The organism is Brucella anthropi ATCC 49188, assembly GCF_000017405.1.
Lineage (GTDB): Bacteria > Pseudomonadota > Alphaproteobacteria > Rhizobiales > Rhizobiaceae > Brucella > Brucella anthropi.
Map to the genome: position 1 here is coordinate 2,837,422 of NC_009667.1, position 21,444 is coordinate 2,858,865.

A 21,444-nucleotide genomic window follows, 5' to 3' on the forward strand; every position below is an offset into this window, starting at 1 on the left:
AATAAAGAAAAACCCCGGTTTTGCCGGGGTTTTTTGTTGCTGCTATTCCTTGATTACCTGCACACCTACATGTTGCGCGCGCCCGGCTCCCCATCCGGCGATGGCAGCCCCCAGCCCCAACACAGCGAAGAAAAGACCACAGGCGGTAAAGCTGCCCGTTGCGCTGTGGATCAGCCCGACGATGAGCGGGCCGATTGCGGCAAGCGTATAGCCGACGCACTGCGCCATGCCGGACAGATGCGCCGCCGTGTGTGAGTCCGGCGCCCGCAGCACGATCACCATCATGGCGGCGGCGATCAGACCGCCCTGCCCGATGCCCTGAATGACCGCCAGTCCCCAATAGGTCCATAGCGGCAGATAGAGAAAGCCGATCAGCGGCAAGGCCGCACAAGCGCAGAGAATGACATTGAGCAGGCTCTGGTTCTTCTGGCGGGTAGCAATCGACGGTACCGCGAGACAGGTGATGACCTGAGCCAGGATCGAAAAAGAGACCAGACCGCCGGCCGCTGCCGGGCTCAGGCCCTGTTCGCGCAGGATCGGCGCCAGCCATCCGAAAACGATGTAGGCGGTGGAGGATTGCAGACCCATGAACAGGGTTACCTGCCAGGCCAGCTTATCCTTCCACAAGCCGATCACCTTGAAACCCGAATGGGCGACATTGTGTTTCGCACGCATGGCCTGCGGCAGCCACAACAGCAGAACGACTGCCGCCGGAACAGCCCAGAATGCCAGAGCAAGATTCCAGGAACCGCCGAGCATCCCCTTGATGGGAATGGTGAATCCGGCCGCGGAGGCAGCGCCGCCGCATAGCGCCATCGTATAAAGACCGGTCATGATGGCCGCAGTTTTCGGGAAATCACGCTTGACGACGCCCGGAAGCAGCACGTTGCCAGTAGCAATTGCGGCACCGGCCAATGCTGCGCCAATATAAAGCGAATAGAACGAACCGAAGCCGCGAATGGCGGTGCCGACAGTCAGCACGACCAGCACGAAAAGCAGAACGCGTTCGGCGCCGAAACGCTGCGCCAGCCGTGGTGCGAATGGCGCAAAGACGCCAAGGCAGACAACCGGCAACGTGGTCAGGATACCGGCTGCAACGGATGACATGCCGGTGGCATCGATGATTTCCGGCAAAAGCACGGAAACGCTGGAAAATACCGGTCGCAGATTGGCGGCGATCAGCACGAGGCTCAGACCCAGCAAAATGCGCATCGCCTTGCTTGGCGGTTGCTGGACTGGCGGCGGCGGAACGCTGTCCGCCTCAGCGTCGACCAGCGCCTCGGGCTGAAATATCGCCTCGCTTTCTGCCGCTTCCGACAGGCCTGTGTTCGTGTGGCTCATGATGCCAGCAACCTTTCAAGTTCTTCAATCAGGGGCGCCATGAAGCGGCGAACCGTTGCACCGGCCTGGTCAGGATCGCCCGAAGCGATAGCTTCAACGATCTGGCGGTGCGCCTCATGGTTTGGCTCGGGCAGTTCGCCGTCGAGCGTAGCTTCTATGGATTCGCGAATGGAGGCGGAGAAAAAGGCATAGACCTCGATCAGTGCGCTGTTGCCCGAGGCAGCGACGATGGCCTCATGAAAGGCAAAGTCTCGGGCCACGAACGTTGCCCGGTCGAGTTCATCGCGATTGCCGCGTTGTGCCAGCATTTTCTCCAGATGCACAATCCCCTTCGGCTTGATGCGTAAGGCGGCCAGACGTGCGGCTTCCGTTTCGAGAACTGCCCGGGTCTCAAAGCGGTCGCGCAGGCTGGTATGGCGGATGCGGTCGAGGCTGCGTGCCGTGTCGGTAGTGGAACGGACATATGTTCCCGAACCCTGCCGGGTTTCCAGCATTCCCTGTGCCACCAGCGCCCGCACAGCTTCCCGCACCGTGCCGCGACTGACATCGAGCGTTGCGGAAAGTGCTGCTTCATTTGGCAACTGGTCGCCTATCGTCCAGCGTCCCGACGTGATTTCTCCGCGCAATGCCTGCGTGGCCGAATCCGTCAATGTCTTGCGGGATATTGCCTTCATACCTTCACCAAAGTCATCTGATGACTTGATGAATTAGACCTGCGTAATGAAGCTGTCAACCGTCATGAAGAAAGCTGATTGCGGGCTGGTGAGGCGGATTTGATAATCCTGTTGTCACACTGGTATCCACTGCCGCATTCCGTTAACAATTTTCGCGCAAAGTGCCCCATAATCCAGCCGCTCGAGATTTCGGGCCAGACTTCAGGTGCCAGTATGATCACACTTTACAGCCTTTCCGGAGACCACCTCGAACAAGTGGAAGTAGAGCCCGGTACTCCGTTGCCCGAGAATGTGATCTGGATCGATCTGTTTGCTCCCGGCGTCAACGAAGACAGTATTGTCGAGGCATGGATGGGCATTTCAATCCCGACCCGCGAAGACATGACGGAGATCGAGGAATCGAGCCGCTTCTATACGGAAACCGGCGCACAATATCTCACCGTGCCTATCCTGCACGCGGTCGATCTCGACCATCGCGAGCTTGCTCCGGTCACCTTCATTCTGCACGGATCACGGCTGATAACCGTGCGCTATGCCAATCCGAAATCGTTCAGCACCTATATCCTCCGTTCGACCAAGCCGGGCAACGGGCTGATATCAGCCAAGTGCTCGGGCCTGTCGATCATGCTTGGCATCACCGAAGCCACCACGAACCGGCTTGCCGATATTCTGGAAGGCGTGGCGGGCAAAATCGATGCGGCCTCGCACTCCATCTATCGCCGCCAGCCGAAAGCCCGCCCGATGACGACGGAGGATTTCCGTCACATACTGACCCAGATCGGTGGACAGGGAACATTTCTCTCGCGAATGCGCGAAAGTCTGGCGGGGATCAGCCGCATGCTGGTCTATCTGTCGGCCATCAACAATCCCGCAGCCGGCAAGAAGGAAACGCGCAGCTGGATCAAGTCGCTGGAACGCGACACGCAATCCCTGACCGCCTATGTGGATTTTCTGTCCAACAAGGTCACATTCCTTCTCGATACGATCGTTGGTCTGATTTCGGTAGAACAGAACGCCATCATCAAGATTTTCTCTGTGGCGGCGGTCGGTTTCATGCCGCCGACGCTAGTGGCTTCCATCTACGGCATGAACTTTTCCTTCATGCCGGAGCTGCAATCGCCATGGGGTTATCCGATGGCGCTTGGTCTGATGATCGCCTCCGCCCTGCTGCCGCTTTACTATTTCCGCCGAAAGGGTTGGCTGTAGCTTGTGGTGACAACGCAGGCGCACCATGTTATATCATGCGTTATAACATAGGAGAGCAGCCATGAACGTAACCCTGCGCAAGATCGGCAATTCCGACGGTGTGATCATCCCAAAGGAAGTGCTGGAGCAGTTGAACGTGCAAACTGGCGACACTCTGGTCCTGACCGCAGACAAGGATGGACTGAGACTGTCCAGGAGCACGGAAGATCCGGAGGTCTTCGAGAAGAAAATGAAGATTGCCCGAGAGCGGATGAAAAAATATGAGACCGCTTATCGCGTGCTCGCTCAATGATCGACTTTCATTCGCGGGCTTTCATAGAAGCGCTGCATCAGGAGCAGTTGCGTCTGCATGGTGGTGCAGCGGGTATTCGCGATTCCGGTTTGCATGATTCAGCGCTTGCGCGTCCGTTGCAAAAGGAAGCCTATGGCGATCCGGATATCTTCGATCTGGCGGCGGCCTATCTGTTCGGTGTGCTGAAGAACCACCCTTTCGTGGACGGCAACAAGAGAACTGGACTGGCTGCCGCTGACTTGTTTCTTTATTTCAACGGCTTCAGTCTTGAAGCCGTACAGGAAGACATTATTCAGCTCGTCCTGATGGTTTCGACGAGTGAAATCGATGAAGCCGGCGCAGCAGCGTTTTTCCGTGACCATACTGTCGCTATAGACGAAGACTAAACAATCTTCAGCGACACGATTTCCCACTCGACATTATTGATTTTCACGACATCGCCGACCGGCTTGCCGAACAGCAGAATGGCAACGGGTGCGACATGGGAAATCTTGCCGTTTGATGGGTCGGCCTCGTCCTCGCCCACGATGGTCCAGCGGCGAACCTTGCCGTCGTCCAGATTTTCCAGTTCCACCGTCATGCCGAAACGCACGACATCACTGTCGGGAACAGGCACGGAAAGTTCTGCATTTTCGCGCCGTGTCGTCCAGTAACGCAGATCGCGCGAGATACGTGCGATCGCTGAACGCTCGCCCGCGACATTGGCGTCCGCCAGCTCACGCTGCAGCCGGGCGATTTCATCCTCGATCATCGTCAAGCCCGTCGGCGTGACGAGATTGCGATGCGGGCTGACCGGACGCTCGCCGAGGTCGGTCGGCGCATCGTCCTGTTCTTTGGTGAAAGCTCTGCTCATCAGTTGAATGTAAGCAGTCGGCACCTCCCCGACAAGCCTCCCCGTCATACAAGCTGCCCGCTGTTGCGCCGGCAAATGCATGATTTGCATATCGGTTTCTATTGATTGATGAGTCAATCAACGTTAAACTGGCCGCTCAGTTAGACTGAGAACGGACCAGGATTATGCCCAAGATCGGGATGGAGCCCTTGCGGCGGCGCGAGTTGATCGATGCCGCCATTCGTACCATCGGCCAGCGTGGTTCGCTGGACGTGACCGTCGCGCAGATCGCGCATGAGGCGGGCGTTTCACCTGCGCTTGCGCATCATTATTTCGGCGGCAAGGACAAGCTCATTCTCGCCACCATGCGGCATTTGCTGCGTGAACTGGGGCAGGATCTCAACGCCGCCATCGGACGAACCGAGACGCCGCGGGAACGTATCGCGGCCATCATTGCGGTCAATTTTTCCGCATCGCAGTTCGCGCAGGAAACCATTGCCGCCTGGCTTACCTTCTATGTGCATGCGCAACAGTCGGAGGACACCCGCCGACTCTTGCGCATCTACGCGCGCCGCCTGCATTCAAACCTCGTTTTCGCACTTGAACAACTGACCTCGCGCGAGCGGGCCAGCCGCATTGCCGAGGGTGCAGGTGCCATGATCGACGGGCTCTACATTCGTCACGCACTTGGCGCCGATGCGCCCAATGCTGCCTCAGCCATTGCGTTGGTGGAAGACTACATCGCGGTTCAGCTTATGGGGGAGAAATGAGTATGGAAGCGGATTTCGTCATCATCGGCTCCGGATCTGCCGGATCCGCCATGGCCTATCGCCTGTCTGAAGACGGTCGCTATTCGGTGATCGTCATCGAATATGGCGTGCCCGATGTCGGTCCGTTGATCCAAATGCCAGCCGCCCTTTCTTTCCCCATGAATATGGAAACCTATGACTGGGGTTTTTCGACCGAACCGGAGCCGCATATTGGCGGGCGCAGCCTTGTAACGCCGCGGGGCAAGGTGCTTGGTGGTTCATCTTCAATCAACGGCATGGTCTATGTGCGCGGCCATGCACGCGACTACGACCACTGGTCGGAAAGCGGTGCGCGCGGCTGGGCCTATGCAGATGTACTGCCCTATTTCAAGCGGATGGAAAATTCGAGCGGTGGCCAGGAAGGCTGGCGCGGCACCAATGGCCCGCTTTATATCCAGCGCGGCAAACGCGACAATCCCCTGTTCCATGCCTTTGTAGAGGCTGGCCACGAAGCGGGCTTTGAAGTCACCGAAGACTATAATGGCGAGAAGCAGGAAGGCTTCGGCCCGATGGAGCAGACGATCCACAACGGTCGTCGCTGGTCTGCCGCCAACGCCTATCTGAAACCCGCCCTCAAGCGCCCGAATGTCAAGCTGGTCAAGGGCCTTGCACGCAAGATCGTGCTGGAAGGCAAGCGCGCGGTTGGCGTTGAGATCGAGGCGGGCCGCAGCTTCTCGACCATCCGTGCGCGGCGTGAAGTCATCATTGCCGCCTCGTCGATCAATTCGCCGAAGCTCCTGATGCTCTCTGGCATTGGCCCTGCCGCACAACTGAAAGAACACGGAATTGAAGTGGTCGCCGATCGCCCCGGCGTCGGCCAGAACCTGCAGGACCATCTGGAAGTCTATATCCAGCAGGAATGCACGCAGCCAATCACGCTCTACTCCAAACTGAACCTGTTCTCGAAAGCGAAGATCGGCGCGGAATGGCTGTTCTTCAAGACCGGCGACGGTGCCACCAACCATTTCGAATCCGCAGCATTCCTGCGCTCGAAAGCTGGCGTGGAATATCCAGATATCCAGTATCACTTCCTTCCTGTAGCTATACGCTATGACGGCAAGGCGGCAGCGCAGTCGCACGGCTTTCAGGCCCATGTCGGCCCGATGCGGTCGAAATCACGTGGCAGCGTGACGCTTCGCTCGGCCAATCCACGTGAAAAGCCTGTCATCAAGTTCAATTATATGTCGCATGAAGACGACTGGGCCGACTTCCGCCATTGCGTACGGCTGACCCGCGAAATCTTCGGACAGGCCGCGTTCAATCCTTATCGGGGAGCAGAAATCCAGCCGGGCGCACATGTTCAGAGCGACGATGAAATCGATAATTTCATCAAGGAACACGTCGAAAGCGCATTCCATCCATGCGGCACGTGCAAAATGGGTGCGGTTGACGATCCAATGGCAGTGGTCGATGCTGAATGCCGGGTGATCGGTGTCGAAGGCTTGCGCGTTGCGGATTCATCCATCTTCCCGCGCATCACCAACGGCAATCTCAACGGCCCGTCGATCATGGTCGGCGAAAAGGCCTCCGATCATATTCTCGGTCGTACGCCGCTCGCGCGCTCCGATCAGGAGCCATGGATCAATCCGCGGTGGCAAGTATCTGATCGTTAGGGGAGTAAGGGAATAGGGGAATAAGGCAGTATGTCAGGTCGTGCTTTTTGCGCACAAACATACTGCCTTATTTCCTTACTCTCCTATTCCCTTCATTCCGAAGTAGGAACACACAATGAAAGCACAACCCAAAGCCTCGCATTTCATCGGCGGCGCATTCGTTGAAGACAAGACAGGCAAGCCTTCGCCGGTCATCTATCCGGCAACCGGCGAGGAAATTGCCAGGCTCTATTCGGCAACGCCGGATGTGATCGAAGCGGCTTATGCGGCAGCGCTAAAAGCCCAGGGCGAATGGGCAGCGCTGAAACCTGTCGAGCGCGGACGCATCCTGCGCCGCACGGCAGACATACTGCGTGAGAAGAACAAGAAGCTGTCGAAGCTCGAAACGCTCGATACCGGCAAGGCGCTTCAGGAAACTCTGGTGGCGGATGCCGCTTCGGCAGCCGATGCGCTGGAGTTTTTCGGGGGTATCATTTCCGGCTTCAACGGCGAGTTCGTGGAACTTGGCGGCTCGTTCGCCTATACGCGCCGCGAAGCGCTGGGCATCTGCGTCGGTATCGGCGCATGGAACTATCCGATCCAGATCGCCGCGTGGAAATCGGCGCCTGCACTCGCCATGGGCAATGCCTTCATCTTCAAGCCGTCCGAAAATACGCCGCTTTCAGCGCTCGCATTGGCTGAAGCCTATAAGGAAGCCGGCCTCCCTGACGGCTTGTTCAATGTCGTGCAGGGTTTCGGCGATGTCGGCGCGGCACTCGTCAATCATCGCCTCACGGCCAAGGTTTCGCTGACCGGCTCGGTGCCGACCGGCAAGCGTATCATGGCGCAGGCTGGCGAACATCTGAAGCATGTCACCATGGAACTTGGCGGCAAGTCCCCGATCATCGTGTTCGACGACGCTGATATTGAAAGCGCCATTGGCGGCGCGATGCTGGGTAATTTCTATTCGACCGGGCAGGTCTGTTCAAACGGCACCCGCGTCTTTGTTCATAAGAACCTGCGCGAGCGCTTTGTCGAACGGCTGGTCGAACGCACGCGCAAAATTCGCATCGGCGACCCGCTCGATGAAGCCACCCAGATGGGGCCGCTCGTCAATAGAGCCCAGCGTGACAAGGTGCTGTCCTATATCGAAAAAGGCAAGGCAGAAGGCGCAACGCTTGCCTGCGGCGGTGGCGTGCCAAAGCTGCAAGGCTTCGATAAAGGCTATTTCATCGAGCCGACCATCTTTACGGATGTAACCGACGACATGACCATCGCTCGCGAGGAAATCTTCGGGCCGGTGATGAGCGTCCTGGAATTTTCCGACGAGGATGAAGTGATTGCGCGCGCCAACGATACCGAATTCGGTCTGGCGGCAGGCGTGTTCACCGCCGATATCGCACGCGGCCATCGCGTAATTGGCCAGATCAAGGCCGGCACATGCTGGATCAATGCCTATAATCTGACACCGGTGGAAGTGCCCTTCGGCGGTTACAAACAATCCGGCATTGGACGCGAGAACGGCATTGCCGCCCTCGCTCATTACAGCCAGATCAAGACCGTCTATGTCGAGATGGGTAAAGTCGACAGCCCTTACTGACCGCTGAAATCAGCCCGCGGAACCGCATTCGGTTCTGCGGGCATCGGCGTACAATCATAACGGTAAAGCTTCCGCGACGGCACCGCCTGCGGATAGACAATAGCACGCTGCGACCGTTGACTAGCGGGAACTGACGGTGAATTCCACAGAGGCATGGCCCAGGACGGCCTCGTCACTGTACCGGAAGAGCCGGTCCCCTGGTAATCCCCCCGTTTTTAACGGGGCTCGTCAGTAGAATTCACGCGGCCATTTTCAGTTTCTGTGCGGGCGTTACGCCGCCGATGCCCATATTGGGACGTTCGTTGTTGTAGGTCCATAGCCACTGCGTGGCAAATTCCTGCGCCTCCTCAATGCTTTCGATGATATATTGGTCGAGCCATTCATTCCGAACGGTGCGATTGTAGCGCTCAACATACGCATTCTGTTGTGGCTTGCCGGGTTGGATATGGCTCAAGGCGATGCCTTGGTTGGCAGCCCATTCCATCAGTTTGCCACTGACGTATTCCGGCCCATTATCAACACGAATTGCGAATGGTTTGCCGCGCCATTCGATGATCTGGTTGAGGCTGCGGATGACGCGTTCGGCAGGCAGCGAGAAGTCTACCTCAATGCCCAGACCTTCGCGGTTGAAGTCGTCCAGGACGTTCAGCAGCCGGAATTGCCTTCCATCCTCCAGCCGGTCGGCCATGAAATCCATGGACCAGACCATGTTCGGCGCATCTGGCACGGTCAGAGCATCGGGCTTGTCCCGCTTCAACCGCTTGCGCGGCTTGATCCTGAGGTTCAATTCAAGCTCACGATAGATGCGGTAAACGCGTTTATGGTTCCAGTGATGCCCCCGGACATTGCGCAGATAAAGGAAACACAGACCGAAGCCCCAGGTCTTCTTTGCCCGCGTCAGTCCGATCAGGAGATCGGCAATCTGCCCGTTCTCGTCGTTCAGCCTGGCGCTGTAACGATAGCATGTCTCGCTGACCTCGAAGGTGCGGCAGGCAAGCGCAACGCTCACCCCTCGCAACGCCACTGCTTTCCCGGCCATCTCCCGGCGTTGAGATGGCCGTGTCACTTTTTTCCAAGAGCCTCTTTAAGCAGTTCCGCCTGCATGCTCATCTCCGCATACATCTTCTTCAGGCGACGGTTTTCGTCTTCCAGAGCCTTCATCTGACTGATCATCGAGGCATCCATGCCACCGTATTTGGATCGCCATTTGTAGAATGACGCAGTGCTCATTCCATGTTCCCGGCATAACTCGGGTACAGGAACGCCGCCTTCCGCCTGGCGAAGGATGGCAAGGATTTGTGGTTCGCTGAATCTGCTCGTCTTCATTAAAATCTCCTCGATCATATAGCCCGAGAAAATTCTACTTTTGAAGCCCGTTATTTGGTGGGGGGATTACCACAGTCACAATCCCCCGTAATGACCTGGAAGGGATGGTAGGCTGGCGTAATTTGCACGGGCTTATCTTATCAGCAAATGCACCACTGACGCGTCTGCTTTTTGATTATCTCCATAGTTTGCAATCGTTGATTGGCAAACTGGGCAAGGCCGAAGCAAAATCAGCGCAGGAAGCAATGCTGACGCTGCTTGGCGCCGGCATCAACGGCGTTGACAGGGAAGAAATGCAGCGCCTTCCCGTCAATCTTCCCATGCGCAAAAGCGTCCTCGCCTATATCGACGATAATCTATTCAATCCTCTGCTGGGGCCAAATCTTATCGTCCAGAATCTTCGCGTCTCCCGCTCACGCCTTTACCGGACATTTGATACAGAGGGTGGTATTGCCACAATCATTCGTGAGAAGCGGCTCGATCATGCCTATCGCATTCTGGTCGGCGAGTGTGGCAGACACGTGTCATTCAAGGAAATCGCTTATCGCTGCGGATTTCATGACGGCGCACAGTTTACCAGAGCATTCAAAACTCGTTTTGGCATGTCGCCAAAGGAAGCTCGCGAGACAAAAGCCCCCCTGCTATCGTCAGATATGGGCAACTTCAATTATACGATACATCTTGCGGAAGAAGCCGCCAAACTCGGCGTTGTCAAACCGTAACCCATCAACCGGGGGAAAGACGGTCCAGAAAGTCATCGCACCAGTGATTGACGTTGTGGGTGATCAGAAAAGCCATCATGCTTTCAAACCGTTCCTTGCGTTCGGCAAGCGGCATGGCAAGCGCGCGGGCCATGGCATAGGCCATCGCCTCGGTGTCATAGGGATTGACCAGAAGCGCGCCGTCGAGTTCCTGCGCGGCGCCAGCAAAACGGGACAGCACCAGCACGCCGGGATTTTCAGGGTCCTGTGCCGCGACATATTCCTTGGCGACAAGATTCATCCCGTCACGCAGCGGCGTGACCAGTCCGACAGCCGCCAGCCGATAAAGCCCGGCCAACACCTCGCGGTTCAGGGAACGGTTGATATAGCGTATCGGCGTCCAGTCGACCGTAGCGTTTGCACCGTTCACCCGACCGGCTAGTTCTGCCACGGCGCGTTGCATATCCTTGTATTCCGGCACTTCGGAGCGAGATTTCGGCGTGACCTGCAAAAAGATGACCTTGCCGCGATTGCCGGGATCGACCTTCAGGAAATGCTCGAAAGCCTCCATGCGATTGGTGATGCCTTTGGAATAATCGAGCCGGTCGACGCCGATGATTAGATCGCGATCAAGCATGCTGTCACGCATGCGCTTTACGGTTGAATGACGTTGCGCCTTATCGGCTATCTTCGCGAAGGACGCCGTCTCGATACCGATACCGAAGCGCTCGGCACGAAACTGGTGCCCGAACGCTTCGAACAATCCGTCATCATTGAGCGGCTTGCCGATCTTCTCTCGCCGCAGGCAGCCGATGAAGTTATCGACATCGTTCTCGGTCTGGAAGCCCACCACATCATAGGATGCGAGGCCGCGCATGATGGTCTCATGCACGGGTAGCGTGAACAGGATATCGGCAGGCGGCCAGGGAATATGCAGGAAGAAGCCGATGCGGTTGGTGACACCGAGATTACGCAGTTCGGCCGCCAGCGGAATGAGATGATAGTCGTGGACCCAAATCACATCATCCGGCTCGATCATCGGCAGAAGATGCTTTGCAAACAGGCGATTGACCCGGAAATATCCGGCCATGTCCTTGCGCGTGTAATCGATCAGATCCAGGCGATAGTGACAAAGCGGCCAGAGCATGCGGTTGGCGAAGCCGGCATAATATTCATCGATATCCTTCTTGTGGAGATCGAGCAGCGCGTAGCGAATGGAGCCCACATCGCGGATCGCCAGTTCCTGCACCTGGCGATTGGGAAGGGTCCTGCCGGACCACCCGAGCCATATGCCACCGCGTTCGCTGAGCGCGGCCTGCAATGCCACCGCCAGCCCACCCGCAGGAGCCTTGCCCTGTTCGTCAGGCAAGGGAACACGATTGGAGACCACGATCAGCCGACCCATATATCAAATCCTCTCATTGTTTTGCTTGTTCATCGCCACAAAGGCGGGATAGCCAGAGACGAAGCTCTGCCGGGTTCGCCAACCGCGTGGCGCCCGGACGGTCGATTGCGCGACCGATCACGACCGCAGTGCCATCCAGTTCGTCTGCAGCGTCAAGCATCGATAAATCTGTCAGATCGTCACCGAATGCGATCGGTGCCCTACCCGCAAACGGCTCTTCCTTCATGAAGCGGCGCAAGGCCACGCCCTTGTCGCTGATCGCCGGGCGCAACTCGAAAACCATCTTGCCCGACTGCACGACCCAGCCCGGCCCGGCGAGCTTCAATGCCTTGTTGACGAGATCATGCGCCAGATCGGCTTTTTCAGGCGCGGCGCGATAATGAAGCGCCACCGCGCTCCCCTTGTCTTCGGCAAGAAAGCCGCTGACACGCAGTGCAGCCTGACGTAGAAAATCCTTGGCAATCAGAAAATGCTCATCCGGTTCGATCCGTTCGACCAGCCCGGATGCGTGGCGAAACTCGGCACCGTGCAGCGCAGCTATTGGGCCGGTATAATCGGGAAGGCGTTCCTCGATAAACGCAATCGCCCTGCCCGTGACCAGCGCCATTGCGCCAGACAGCCGCGCCGAAATGGACGAAAGCGATTTTTGCAGACCAACTGAAACGATAACGCCATCCGGACTGGCGGCGATATCGAGCAGGGTTCCGTCCACATCGAAGAAAAGAGCGTGTTTTTGAAAGTCGATGACCGGCATACCGATCTGATCGGTTGCCGGGTCCTGTTCCTTGCTGGGCATGTTAAGGCAAACATCCGCGATGGCGAATGGTTCCCGAATAAATTCGGCCCGCTTCTATTCCCTACCGGTCAGACAACCCTATGTGCGGCCATAGACATCATCGAAACGCACGATGTCGTCTTCGCCCAGATATTCGCCGCTTTGCACCTCGATAAGCACGAGCGGCAGAATGCCCGGATTTTCCAGCCGGTGGCGGAAACCACAAGGAATATAGGTCGACTGGTTGGTCGTGAGCAGAATCTCGCGGTCGCCATTGGTGACCTTTGCGGTTCCGGAAACGACGATCCAGTGTTCGGAGCGGTGGTGATGCGCCTGCAAGCTCAGGCGACGCCCCGGCTTCACTTCGATCCGCTTGATCTTGAAGCCGTCGCCTTCCTCAAGAACCGTATAAGTGCCCCATGGGCGATGGGCCGTGCGATGAAGCTTGGCTGCTTCATGGCCGCTTGCCCGCAGCTTGTTGAAGACCTTGCGCACTTCCTGCGCCTTGTCACGATGAGCTACAAGCAACGCATCAGGCGTGTCCACCACAAGCAGATCGTGAACGCCGACAAGGCTGACCAGCCGGGTTTCGGACAAGACAAAGCTGTCGGTCGTGTCTTCGATAACCGTCTCACCGCGCAGACGGTTGCCGTCGTCATCCGGCGCGACGAGATCGGCCATCGCCGCCCAGGAACCAATATCGGACCAGCCGCAGGACACTGGAATACAGGCAATGTTGTCGGCCTTTTCCATGATCGCGTAATCGATGGAAATCGCAGGAGCAGTCGCAAAGTCGTCCTTTGCGATTTCGATGGTCTTGGTCTCGCCGTTGACGCCGCGCCGGGCATGTTCAAGCGAGGCCTGCACGGCATTGAAGATTTCCGGCGCAAAATGCTGCATTGCTGCAAGCATGGTTCCGGCCGTGAAACAGAACATGCCGGAGTTCCAGAAATATCGACCGCTCTCAACATAGGTTTGCGCGGTCTCGGCATCAGGCTTTTCAACAAAACGCAGCACATCCGTACCTTCGGCTTCAATATAGCCAAAGCCTGTTTCCGGATGATCGGGCACAATACCGAAAGTGACAATGCGCCCCGTTTCAGCAAGCTGGCGGGCCCTTGTCACAGCCTCGGCAAAAGCAGCCTCATCCTCGATCAGGTGGTCGGCGGGCATGACAAGCAATGTCGCGTCCGGGCCGTAAGTCGCCGCAGCATGCAGAGCCGCAACCGCCACAGCAGGTGCCGTATCGCGTCCGAGCGGCTCCAGCAGAAACGCATTATCGACCTTGGGCGCCTTGGCATCGGCATAGGCATCGAGCGTCAGGAACAGGAAGTCGCGGTTAGTCACGGTGAGGATATGGTCCACACCGTAGAGCTGAGCCGCGCGCTTGTAGGTCTTGCCGATCAAGGTGCTGCCATCGGGCAGTTCGATGAACGGCTTCGGATGCGCATCGCGCGAAAGCGGCCACAATCTGGAACCGGAACCGCCGCTGATAATGACAGGAATAAAGCTCATTGCTCAGTTGTCCTTCGTTGCGTTGCGGGCGATAGCAAGTCCCGTTTCCAGAAGCGTCTCGGCCTGGCTCTCGTCTGAAGCTTCCACATAGCATCGCAGTTCCGGTGCATTGCCGGAAGCGCGATAATGAATTGCATTACCGGAACGGAAGAAGAGTTTCACGCCGTCTATCGTTTCGGAGCGGACAATCGGATCGTCCATCTGAAACAGTGCACTTCGCTTCGCCTCATTCTTCAACAGGGACAAAAACGCGAGGCTCTGTTCCTGCGGGACGTTCTGCAGCCTGTCGCTGAGAGCAACACGGAAATGGAAGCGGGCTGCGATTTCGGACAATGGCTTGCCAAGCTCCTTGACGGAACCAAGACTGCTGAGAATTGGCAGCAACGCATCGCGGGTCGAAAGCGCAGTCAATGTGCGATTGTCCCGGCTGATATCCGTGCCCAGCAACACACCGCCATTGGCCTCAAAGCCGACCACCGCTGATATGCCCGAGGCGATGACCTGCGCCATGCCTTCGATGACATAGGGCGACCCCACCCGTGTTCTGATGACGCGCTCGAAATTTTCTTCAAGAGCGGAGTTGGACGTCACCGGCGTCACAATCGTTTTGACGCCAAGCCAGTCGGCAGTGATCGCCCCCACCAGATCGCCCCGAACGAAGCGGCCCTTCTCATCCGCGATCAACGGGCGGTCGGCATCACCATCCGTGGAAACAATGGCGTCAAAGCGGCTTTCCTTCGCCCACTGGTCGAGAAGTTCGATATCCTCGGAGCGCAAAGCTTCCGTATCGACTGGCACAAATACATCGGATCGACCGAGCGGTACGGCTTCTGCGCCAAGCTCGGTGAGGATACGGATAATGAGATCACGCGCCACAGACGAATGCTGATAGACCCCGACGCGCAAGCCGCGAAGGCTCTCAAGTCCGACAAAATCAACATAACGCTTCACATAGCGGTCGATTGCATCACTGCTAAGGGGCACATCATGCAGATGACGAAAGGCATGATTTTCTGGCAGAGCGGCATAGATCGCGCTGATGGCGCTCTCGTCATTCTTGTCGATTTCTCCGTCATTGCGATAGAACTTAAGCCCGTTGCGGTCGTCCGGAATATGGCTGCCCGTAACCATGATGCATGGCGCTTGCTGCGAAATCGCAAAGTGGCTCAAAGCCGGGGTTGGCAGAACACCACAATCGACCGGCTGAAACCCCGCATCCTCGATTGCCGCCATGCAAAGTGCTGCAATAGCCGGACTGGATGGGCGAAGGTCTTGACCAACGAAAACCTTGTCGCCCTTCTGCAGCTTTCCAGCTTTCAACAGCATTTCAACGAAAGCAAGAGAATAGGCATAAGCGGGCAAACCATTCAGTTCGTTCGCCAATCCCCTCAGACCGCTTGTGCCAAATTTAAGGGATGTGCCGCTCATGCTTTCCGCCAGTTCTTTTCCAATGTCAAAGAAGTAACGCCCGCAAGCGCCCCCCAGCTCAAAAGTTTTATCATCTTATAACGTGAACCTGAAAACTATGATCCCCACAATGGTGCAATCATATGCACCTTATTGTGGGTCATAATCCGTATAGGCAGGCAATTTCAAATCCTTAACGCAGTCTGCGTTAATAATTGCTGTGGAGTTTGGCACGTTGTTCTAGAGCGTTTCCCTTTCAAGTTGGATCATATCCGCACGAGTTGAAGTAATTCTGAGCCTCTTGCGGTTCGATGAGTTCAACCATCTGACCGATGCGATCCCAAAGCCCATTGACTGTTCTCTCGGCAGCCTTTCGTAAAAGCGCCTTCAGCTTGGAGAAGGCCTTTTCGATCGGGTTGAAGTCTGGACTGTAAGGTGGAAGGAACATCATTGTCGCGCCGACCGCCTCGATCAATTCTCTTGCTGCCGGTCGTTTGTGGCTGGACAGATTATCGAGGATGACAATATCACCTGGTTTCAATGTTGGAACCAACACCTGAGCGACATACGCCTCGAACCAATCACCGTTGATGGGGCCGTCGATGACAAGTGGCGCGACCATTCCCGTATTGCGCAGCCCCGCAACCAACGTGGTCGTTTTGCGATGGCCGTGAGGAAAACCCATTCGCAACCGCTCACCCTTGCGGCACCGCCCATGACTACGGGCCATATTGGTCGCTGTCCAGGTCTCATCGATGAACACGAGCCGCTCTGGATCGAGATCAAGTTGCTCCTCGAACCAGCATTGCCGCTTTTCCAGAACGTCTGGACGGCTTTGCTCTACAGCATGGCCAGTCTTTTTTTACGCGTTTGTTCGTGCCGGACAAGAAAGCGGTGCAGTGCCGACTTGCTGATTATGATGCCTTGGGCGGCCAAATCACTGCGAAGTTCGAAGAGAGTACCGTCCCTGTGTTCGGCGAGCCAGATCATGATCTGATCAGCATGAGCTTCTGTCTTGTGAGAATTGCGGTCGCCGCCCAGTGGACCGGGTCGAACATTTCCCTGCTGGAGTTGAAGGTTACGCCAACGGCTAACGCTGGCTGCGCTTACACCGAAACGCTCAGCAGCCTCTCGATGCGATGCACCGCCATCAACGGCAGCAACTACACGTATTCGAAGATCAATGGAAAGGGCTCGCGACATATCTGCCGACCTCCATCGGCAGATAGCTTGAATCAGAAAGTAACTGATTTGCAAAGCCTGCTGATTCAATCAGGCAGGGAAACGCTCTAATCGCGATGGAATTGACGCGCTCTTAAGTACTGAAATGGGCCGCGTGATCTTGCCCACCGGGACGCCTGGATTCCCAGCCAGACCAAATTCCTCAATGATTTCAATAAATCATTTTTTCGCATTCGCCAAATGTGTCATAGGTTTGTGCTACAGTTGGCGCACAGCGTCAAGAGTGCTTACCAAGCGGAAATTATAACTGTGGTAAGCGAAAAACGCGGCACCGTTCGCCGAACGATGCCGCGCTGAGAATTTCTGATGTCAAAACGTTAGATCAGTCTGGCCACTACATCGCGTAATGATGACTTCCAATGCGGTGCGGACCAGTTAAACACCTGTTGGAATTTAGCAGTCGACAGGCGGGAGTTGGCAGGGCGTACCGCTTTAGTCGGATAATCGGCTGTCGTAATATCTGTAACATTCGCAGTCGGTCCGCCGAGCGTGGCGCTTTCATCGAATATGGCGCGCGCAAAGCTACTCCAGTTTGTATTGCCCATACCAACCAGATGATAAACACCATAAGCTGAAAAGTCTGGCGTAGCCGCCAAATGGTCGGCGACTTGGATAATCGCATCGGCGATATCAAGAGCACTAGTCGGATTACCCCATTGGTCGGAAACAACCGAGAGAGCATCTCGCGTCTCTGCGAGCTTCAACATCGTCTTGACAAAATTCTTGCCAAAGGGGCTATAAACCCACGCCGTTCGCATAATGATGTGTTGCGGATTGGATTGTGCAACCAGACGCTCGCCTTCAAGCTTGGAGCTACCATAAACACCGCGAGGTCCGGTGGCGTCCGTTTCAACGTACGGTTCGTCAGCGTCGCCCGCAAAAACATAATCCGTCGACAGATGGATGACGGGAGCACCGCAGGCCTTCGCGGCTTCGGCAACTACTTCAGCGCCAGTGGCATTCGCCGCAAACGCAAGTTCCTTGTTATCCTCGGCCAAATCCACCGCAGTGTATGCGGCAGCGGACACGACGATGTCGGGCTTGATCGCCGCGATGGCACTGCGCACTGTGTCCGGCTTTGCCAGATCCAGTTCCGGGCGACCCAACGCAATCACCTCAAGATCGGAACGTTGAGCTGCCTTCTCAAGAAGGCTCTGAACAACCTGCCCTTCCCGCCCGGTCACAAGGATTTTCATGCCTTGGCCCCTTTTGCTGACGTGCTACCCAGACGCTCACCAGCGTATGTACCGCTGCGGATCGGCTCCCACCACCATGCATTATCGAGATACCATTGAATAGTTTTTTCCAATCCCGTCTCGAAGCTTTCCTGCGGCTTCCAGCCCAATTCACGTTCAATCTTCGAAGCGTCAATCGCATAGCGGCGGTCATGACCAGGTCGATCTGTCACGAAGGTTATCAGATCAGCGTAGCTCTTACCGTTTGCACGAGGCCGCTTCTTGTCGAGGATAGCGCAGATCGTTTCAACGACACTAAGATTGGTACGCTCTGCACGCCCACCGATATTGTAGCTTTCGCCCAGCTTACCCGTTGTTGCAACGAGTGCCAAGGCGCGCGCATGGTCCTCGACGTAGAGCCAGTCACGGACATTTGCCCCTGCCCCATAAACCGGCAGTGGCTTTTCATCGAGCGCGTTAAGAATGACGAGCGGGATCAGCTTTTCCGGAAAATGGAACGGCCCATAATTATTCGAGCAATTGGTGAGCACTACCGGCAAACCATAAGTTTCATGCCAAGCGCGCACCAGATGATCGGATGCGGCTTTTGAAGCCGAATACGGTGAGGACGGCTGATAGGGGGTTTCTTCGGTGAAGATGCCGCTATCGAACGGCAGATCGCCAAACACTTCATCCGTCGAGATGTGGTGGAAGCGGAAGTTCGACTTGCGCGACTCCGGCAGTTCTCGCCAATAAGCAAGTGCCGCATTGAGCAAACGGAACGTTCCGACGATATTCGTCTCAATGAATGCACCCGGACCATCGATTGAACGGTCTACGTGGCTTTCCGCCGCCAAATGCATGACCACATCGATTTCGTGGGCGCGCAATGCTTCCAGAACGCTCGTGTCGTCACAAATATCGGCTTCAAGAAAGCTGTAATTTGGGTGGTTTTCGATCTGGCGAAGTGATGCCAGATTACCCGCATAGGTCAGTTTATCGAGGTTGACGACATTGACCTTCGGATCAGAAGCCAGATGCCGACAGACGGCCGAACCAATGAACCCTGCTCCACCGGTAACGAGAATATTCATATCACTTCCTCAAGCAAAAACTTCTGCGTCGGCAAGCAGCGGTGCCTTGCTATCCTTATCGGAAAGCTGGACGCCTGACGATGCTATTGGCCAATCGATACCGATGGCAGAGTCATCAAACCGGATCGAGCGGTCATGCTCCGGCGAATAGTAATCCGTGACCTTGTAGATAACCTCGGTGTTTTCAACGAGTGTCATGAAGCCGTGTGCAAAGCCCTTCGGTACCAGAATCTGGTTCCACTTTTCAGCGGACACCTCCAGCGCGACCCACTTCCCGAATGTTGGCGAACTTTTGCGGATATCGACCGCAACATCCAGAATTGCACCACGCGTAACACGCACCAGTTTGTCCTGTGCAAATGGTAGCAACTGATAGTGAAGCCCACGCACAACACCCTTGGCAGCCGAATAAGAATGATTGTCCTGAACAAAAGTCAGATCAATACCAGCCTCCGCGAATGATTTCGCATTGTAGGTCTCGGAAAAAAAGCCACGGTCATCACCAAATTTACGCGGGCTGACCTCGAAAACGCCGTCTAAACCTAAGGGACGAACTTGCATCAATCTTTTCCTAATTCTGCAACACGACGACGAAGATATGCAGCATATTCAGTTTTACCAAGCTTGGCCGCGCGTTCGAGCACAGCTTCACCACTCAGCCACCCTTTATCCAAGCCAATTTCTTCTGGACAAGCGATCTTAATACCCTGCCGCTTTTCTATAGTCCGGACAAATGATGATGCTTCGTGGAGGCTGTCATGCGTCCCCGTATCGAGCCACGCGTATCCCCGTCCGAAACGTTGAACATTCAGCTCTCCGCGTTCGAGATACACGTTGTTCACCGTGGTGATTTCAAGTTCGCCACGAGCGGAAGGCTTGATCGAACGTGCAATGTCGACCACTTTGTTGTCGTAGAAATAGAGACCAGTTACAGCCCAATGGGACCTTGGTTTTTCAGGCTTTTCTTCAATCGAGATTGCCTGTCCGGTCTTGCTATCAAATTCCACCACGCCATAGCGTTGCGGGTCATCCACCCGATAAGCAAAAACAGTTCCACCCTTCATCGGCTGAGAGGAGAGTTGCGAAAGATTCGAAAGACCGTCACCAAAATAAATGTTGTCGCCGAGGATCATTGCAACGCTATCATCGCCGATAAACTCTCTACCAATGATGAAAGCTTCTGCCAGACCGTTCGGATGAGCCTGTTCTGCATACGAGAAATTCACACCGAACTCATGACCGTCACCGAGTAATTTCTGAAATAGAGGCAAATCATGCGGTGTCGAAATGACCAGAATATCCTGGATGCCCGCCAGCATGAGCACGCTTAGGGGATAATAGATCATAGGTTTGTCATAAATCGGTAGAATCTGTTTTGAGACCGCGATTGTTAAAGGGAACAACCTCGTACCACTACCCCCAGCGAGAATAATCCCTTTCATCCGATTCCAACTCCTATCATCTTACTTCTTTTGTTTCGTTCATATAATCACCTAATATGCCTAAGATGATGGCATCGTTTTGACGACGCCCGGCCTACCTAGCGAACCGAGAATTTAAAGAATGACCTATAATGTTTTAGCTGCGGATCCTCAAATCAACAAGCAGCCATTGCTAACGATTTCAATTGTTACGTTTAATCCTGATTTTGATGAGCTTAAAAAAACTCTGGATAGCTTGAAAGTTACGCTCAAACAGTTCGTACCCGGATCCTTATCAATTACAATCGTTGACAATTCCGTTAATAATGAGGTTGCTTCGTTTCTGCGACGCGAATATCCAGATTTACCCATCACGTTAGTGCAGGGACAAGGCAACATCGGCTTTGGCCGAGCCCACAATATTGCAATTCAACAGATGGGTGAATTTCATCTAATTCTCAATCCAGACATTCAACTAGCACCAGATGCACTAGTCAGCGCATTAACTTTCATGAGAGCCAATGAAAACTGTGGATTGTTGAGCCCGTATGCAGTTTGGCCGAATGGGCAAAGACAATATCTTTGCAAGCGCTATCCGGCAGTATTCGATTTGATACTAAGAGGCTTCGCCCCCAGAAAAATCCGCTCACTCTTCTCTGCACGTTTAGGGCGATATGAGATGCAAACTGAAACACAAGAGGATACCTATTGGCACCCCCCTATTGTAAGTGGGTGTTTCATGTTTTTTAGAAGCACTATTTTAAGAAAAGCAGGAGGGTTTAGTAATAATTTCTTTTTATATTTTGAAGATTTTGACCTTTCGTTAAGAGTGCATAAGATCGCCGATACGGCTTATGTGCCGACAGTCCGAGTAATCCATGCAGGCGGGCACGCCTCAACGAAGGGTTTCTGGCATATAAAAATATTTATCCAGTCCGCGATCACCTTTTATAGAGCATATGGAGTTAAACTGTTCTAATTTTTGGGATTATCGTGCCCATGCATTCCAATCCAAAAAAACCAACGGCAGGCCTTGA

At 55.2% G+C, this 21,444-nt stretch carries 21 protein-coding genes; 8 read left to right on the forward strand and 13 right to left on the reverse strand.

Annotation, left to right across the window (positions count from 1 at the left end):
* Positions 1-42 precede the first annotated feature (42 nt).
* Both OANT_RS14015 and OANT_RS14020 read right to left on the reverse strand, forming a co-directional pair.
* The gene (locus tag OANT_RS14015) at positions 43-1,341 is read right to left on the reverse strand and encodes a CynX/NimT family MFS transporter (protein ID WP_012092470.1); all 1,299 of its coding nucleotides are present in this window, start codon (positions 1,339-1,341) and stop codon (positions 43-45) included.
* Positions 1,338-2,015, reverse strand: a complete 678-nt coding sequence (locus OANT_RS14020; protein WP_012092471.1) for a FadR/GntR family transcriptional regulator — start codon at positions 2,013-2,015, stop codon at positions 1,338-1,340. The genes OANT_RS14015 and OANT_RS14020 overlap by 4 nt, the downstream gene beginning before the upstream one ends.
* Positions 2,016-2,228: 213 nt before the next feature.
* Between OANT_RS14020 and OANT_RS14025 the strand changes: the two genes are divergently transcribed.
* The 3 genes from OANT_RS14025 to OANT_RS14035 all read left to right on the forward strand — a co-directional run bounded on the left by OANT_RS14025 (position 2,229) and on the right by OANT_RS14035 (position 3,899).
* Positions 2,229-3,221 (forward strand): magnesium transporter CorA family protein, encoded by a 993-nt coding sequence (locus OANT_RS14025; RefSeq protein ID WP_012092472.1) that lies wholly within the window; start codon positions 2,229-2,231, stop codon positions 3,219-3,221.
* Between the two features lie 61 nt (positions 3,222-3,282).
* A complete protein-coding gene (locus tag OANT_RS14030) occupies positions 3,283-3,513 on the forward strand; it encodes an AbrB/MazE/SpoVT family DNA-binding domain-containing protein (protein ID WP_012092473.1) in 231 nt (76 codons plus the stop codon).
* Entirely contained in the window at positions 3,510-3,899 is a 390-nt protein-coding gene (locus OANT_RS14035; protein ID WP_012092474.1) for a type II toxin-antitoxin system death-on-curing family toxin, read from the forward strand. The genes OANT_RS14030 and OANT_RS14035 overlap by 4 nt, the downstream gene beginning before the upstream one ends.
* Here the strand turns inward: OANT_RS14035 and OANT_RS14040 are convergent.
* On the reverse strand, positions 3,896-4,366 hold the full coding sequence (locus OANT_RS14040) for a GreA/GreB family elongation factor (RefSeq protein ID WP_012092475.1): 471 nt from the start codon (positions 4,364-4,366) through the stop codon (positions 3,896-3,898). The genes OANT_RS14035 and OANT_RS14040 overlap by 4 nt on opposite strands.
* Positions 4,367-4,530: 164 nt before the next feature.
* Here OANT_RS14040 and betI point away from each other — a divergent pair, with 164 nt between their 5' ends.
* The 3 genes from betI to betB all read left to right on the forward strand — a co-directional run bounded on the left by betI (position 4,531) and on the right by betB (position 8,346).
* Positions 4,531-5,115 carry a transcriptional regulator BetI gene (gene betI / locus OANT_RS14045; RefSeq protein ID WP_012092476.1) on the forward strand — a complete coding sequence of 195 codons (585 nt, stop codon included), beginning with the start codon at positions 4,531-4,533 and terminating at the stop codon, positions 5,113-5,115.
* Between the two features lie 2 nt (positions 5,116-5,117).
* Entirely contained in the window at positions 5,118-6,767 is a 1,650-nt protein-coding gene (betA, locus tag OANT_RS14050) for a choline dehydrogenase (RefSeq protein ID WP_012092477.1), read from the forward strand.
* 115 nt (positions 6,768-6,882) lie between these two features.
* Entirely contained in the window at positions 6,883-8,346 is a 1,464-nt protein-coding gene (gene betB / locus OANT_RS14055) for a betaine-aldehyde dehydrogenase (RefSeq protein WP_012092478.1), read from the forward strand.
* Positions 8,347-8,584: 238 nt separating this feature from the next.
* Here the strand turns inward: betB and OANT_RS14060 are convergent.
* Positions 8,585-9,672 (reverse strand): IS3 family transposase gene (locus OANT_RS14060; RefSeq protein WP_086000475.1). Its coding sequence is split into 2 segments (ribosomal slippage): positions 8,585-9,411 and positions 9,411-9,672, totalling 1,089 coding nucleotides; the frame shifts between segments, so codons are not numbered across the junction.
* A 197-nt stretch (positions 9,673-9,869) separates the two neighbouring features.
* On the opposite strand from OANT_RS14060, the gene OANT_RS26915 reads away from it, so the two are divergent.
* Positions 9,870-10,394: a helix-turn-helix domain-containing protein gene (locus tag OANT_RS26915; RefSeq protein WP_258029052.1), complete on the forward strand. Its 525-nt coding sequence runs from the start codon at positions 9,870-9,872 to the stop codon at positions 10,392-10,394.
* 4 nt (positions 10,395-10,398) lie between these two features.
* Here OANT_RS26915 and otsA read toward each other — a convergent pair whose 3' ends face one another.
* The 9 genes from otsA to rfbA form a co-directional block, all read right to left on the reverse strand.
* Positions 10,399-11,778 carry an alpha,alpha-trehalose-phosphate synthase (UDP-forming) gene (gene otsA / locus OANT_RS14075; protein ID WP_012092479.1) on the reverse strand — a complete coding sequence of 460 codons (1,380 nt, stop codon included), beginning with the start codon at positions 11,776-11,778 and terminating at the stop codon, positions 10,399-10,401.
* Positions 11,779-11,791: 13 nt separating this feature from the next.
* Positions 11,792-12,574 carry a trehalose-phosphatase gene (gene otsB / locus OANT_RS14080; RefSeq protein ID WP_012092480.1) on the reverse strand — a complete coding sequence of 261 codons (783 nt, stop codon included), beginning with the start codon at positions 12,572-12,574 and terminating at the stop codon, positions 11,792-11,794.
* 78 nt (positions 12,575-12,652) lie between these two features.
* Positions 12,653-14,068, reverse strand: coding sequence for a mannose-1-phosphate guanylyltransferase/mannose-6-phosphate isomerase (locus OANT_RS14085; RefSeq protein ID WP_012092481.1), 1,416 nt, complete (start codon positions 14,066-14,068; stop codon positions 12,653-12,655).
* Positions 14,069-14,071: 3 nt separating this feature from the next.
* Complete coding sequence (locus tag OANT_RS14090; protein ID WP_012092482.1) at positions 14,072-15,496, reverse strand: phosphomannomutase; 1,425 nt, start codon at positions 15,494-15,496, stop codon at positions 14,072-14,074.
* A 235-nt stretch (positions 15,497-15,731) separates the two neighbouring features.
* Positions 15,732-16,678, reverse strand: a protein-coding gene (locus tag OANT_RS25740) for an IS630 family transposase (RefSeq protein ID WP_011982578.1) whose coding sequence is annotated in 2 segments (ribosomal slippage) — positions 15,732-16,339 and positions 16,339-16,678 — 948 coding nt in all. Because the reading frame shifts where the segments join, the coding sequence is not laid out codon by codon here.
* Between the two features lie 356 nt (positions 16,679-17,034).
* Positions 17,035-17,913, reverse strand: a complete 879-nt coding sequence (gene rfbD / locus OANT_RS14105) for a dTDP-4-dehydrorhamnose reductase (protein WP_012092483.1) — start codon at positions 17,911-17,913, stop codon at positions 17,035-17,037.
* Positions 17,910-18,986, reverse strand: a complete 1,077-nt coding sequence (gene rfbB / locus OANT_RS14110) for a dTDP-glucose 4,6-dehydratase (protein WP_012092484.1) — start codon at positions 18,984-18,986, stop codon at positions 17,910-17,912. Before rfbB ends, rfbD begins: the two co-directional genes overlap by 4 nt.
* A 9-nt stretch (positions 18,987-18,995) precedes the next feature.
* Positions 18,996-19,547 (reverse strand): dTDP-4-dehydrorhamnose 3,5-epimerase, encoded by a 552-nt coding sequence (gene rfbC / locus OANT_RS14115; protein ID WP_012092485.1) that lies wholly within the window; start codon positions 19,545-19,547, stop codon positions 18,996-18,998.
* On the reverse strand, positions 19,547-20,428 hold the full coding sequence (gene rfbA, locus OANT_RS14120; RefSeq protein ID WP_012092486.1) for a glucose-1-phosphate thymidylyltransferase RfbA: 882 nt from the start codon (positions 20,426-20,428) through the stop codon (positions 19,547-19,549). Before rfbA ends, rfbC begins: the two co-directional genes overlap by 1 nt.
* Before the next feature lie 121 nt (positions 20,429-20,549).
* On the opposite strand from rfbA, the gene OANT_RS14125 reads away from it, so the two are divergent.
* Complete coding sequence (locus tag OANT_RS14125; RefSeq protein WP_012092487.1) at positions 20,550-21,386, forward strand: glycosyltransferase family 2 protein; 837 nt, start codon at positions 20,550-20,552, stop codon at positions 21,384-21,386.
* The last annotated feature ends 58 nt before the right edge of the window (positions 21,387-21,444 follow it).

Excerpts from the sequence above, each read along its gene's own strand:
- rfbC (WP_012092485.1), bottom strand. The coding sequence starts at position 19,547 with ATGCAAGTTCGTCCCTTAGGTTTAGACGGCGTTTTCGAGGTCAGCCCG.
- otsB (WP_012092480.1), bottom strand. The coding sequence starts at position 12,574 with ATGCCCAGCAAGGAACAGGACCCGGCAACCGATCAGATCGGTATGCCG.
- rfbB (WP_012092484.1), bottom strand. The coding sequence starts at position 18,986 with ATGAATATTCTCGTTACCGGTGGAGCAGGGTTCATTGGTTCGGCCGTC.
- betI (WP_012092476.1), top strand. The coding sequence starts at position 4,531 with ATGCCCAAGATCGGGATGGAGCCCTTGCGGCGGCGCGAGTTGATCGAT.
- otsA (WP_012092479.1), bottom strand. The coding sequence starts at position 11,778 with ATGGGTCGGCTGATCGTGGTCTCCAATCGTGTTCCCTTGCCTGACGAA.
- OANT_RS14085 (WP_012092481.1), bottom strand. The coding sequence starts at position 14,068 with ATGAGCTTTATTCCTGTCATTATCAGCGGCGGTTCCGGTTCCAGATTG.
- OANT_RS14015 (WP_012092470.1), bottom strand. The coding sequence starts at position 1,341 with ATGAGCCACACGAACACAGGCCTGTCGGAAGCGGCAGAAAGCGAGGCG.
- betA (WP_012092477.1), top strand. The coding sequence starts at position 5,118 with ATGGAAGCGGATTTCGTCATCATCGGCTCCGGATCTGCCGGATCCGCC.
- OANT_RS14025 (WP_012092472.1), top strand. The coding sequence starts at position 2,229 with ATGATCACACTTTACAGCCTTTCCGGAGACCACCTCGAACAAGTGGAA.
- betB (WP_012092478.1), top strand. The coding sequence starts at position 6,883 with ATGAAAGCACAACCCAAAGCCTCGCATTTCATCGGCGGCGCATTCGTT.
- OANT_RS14090 (WP_012092482.1), bottom strand. The coding sequence starts at position 15,496 with ATGAGCGGCACATCCCTTAAATTTGGCACAAGCGGTCTGAGGGGATTG.
- OANT_RS14020 (WP_012092471.1), bottom strand. The coding sequence starts at position 2,015 with ATGAAGGCAATATCCCGCAAGACATTGACGGATTCGGCCACGCAGGCA.
- OANT_RS14030 (WP_012092473.1), top strand. The coding sequence starts at position 3,283 with ATGAACGTAACCCTGCGCAAGATCGGCAATTCCGACGGTGTGATCATC.
- OANT_RS14040 (WP_012092475.1), bottom strand. The coding sequence starts at position 4,366 with ATGAGCAGAGCTTTCACCAAAGAACAGGACGATGCGCCGACCGACCTC.
- OANT_RS14035 (WP_012092474.1), top strand. The coding sequence starts at position 3,510 with ATGATCGACTTTCATTCGCGGGCTTTCATAGAAGCGCTGCATCAGGAG.
- rfbA (WP_012092486.1), bottom strand. The coding sequence starts at position 20,428 with ATGAAAGGGATTATTCTCGCTGGGGGTAGTGGTACGAGGTTGTTCCCT.
- rfbD (WP_012092483.1), bottom strand. The coding sequence starts at position 17,913 with ATGAAAATCCTTGTGACCGGGCGGGAAGGGCAGGTTGTTCAGAGCCTT.
- OANT_RS14125 (WP_012092487.1), top strand. The coding sequence starts at position 20,550 with ATGACCTATAATGTTTTAGCTGCGGATCCTCAAATCAACAAGCAGCCA.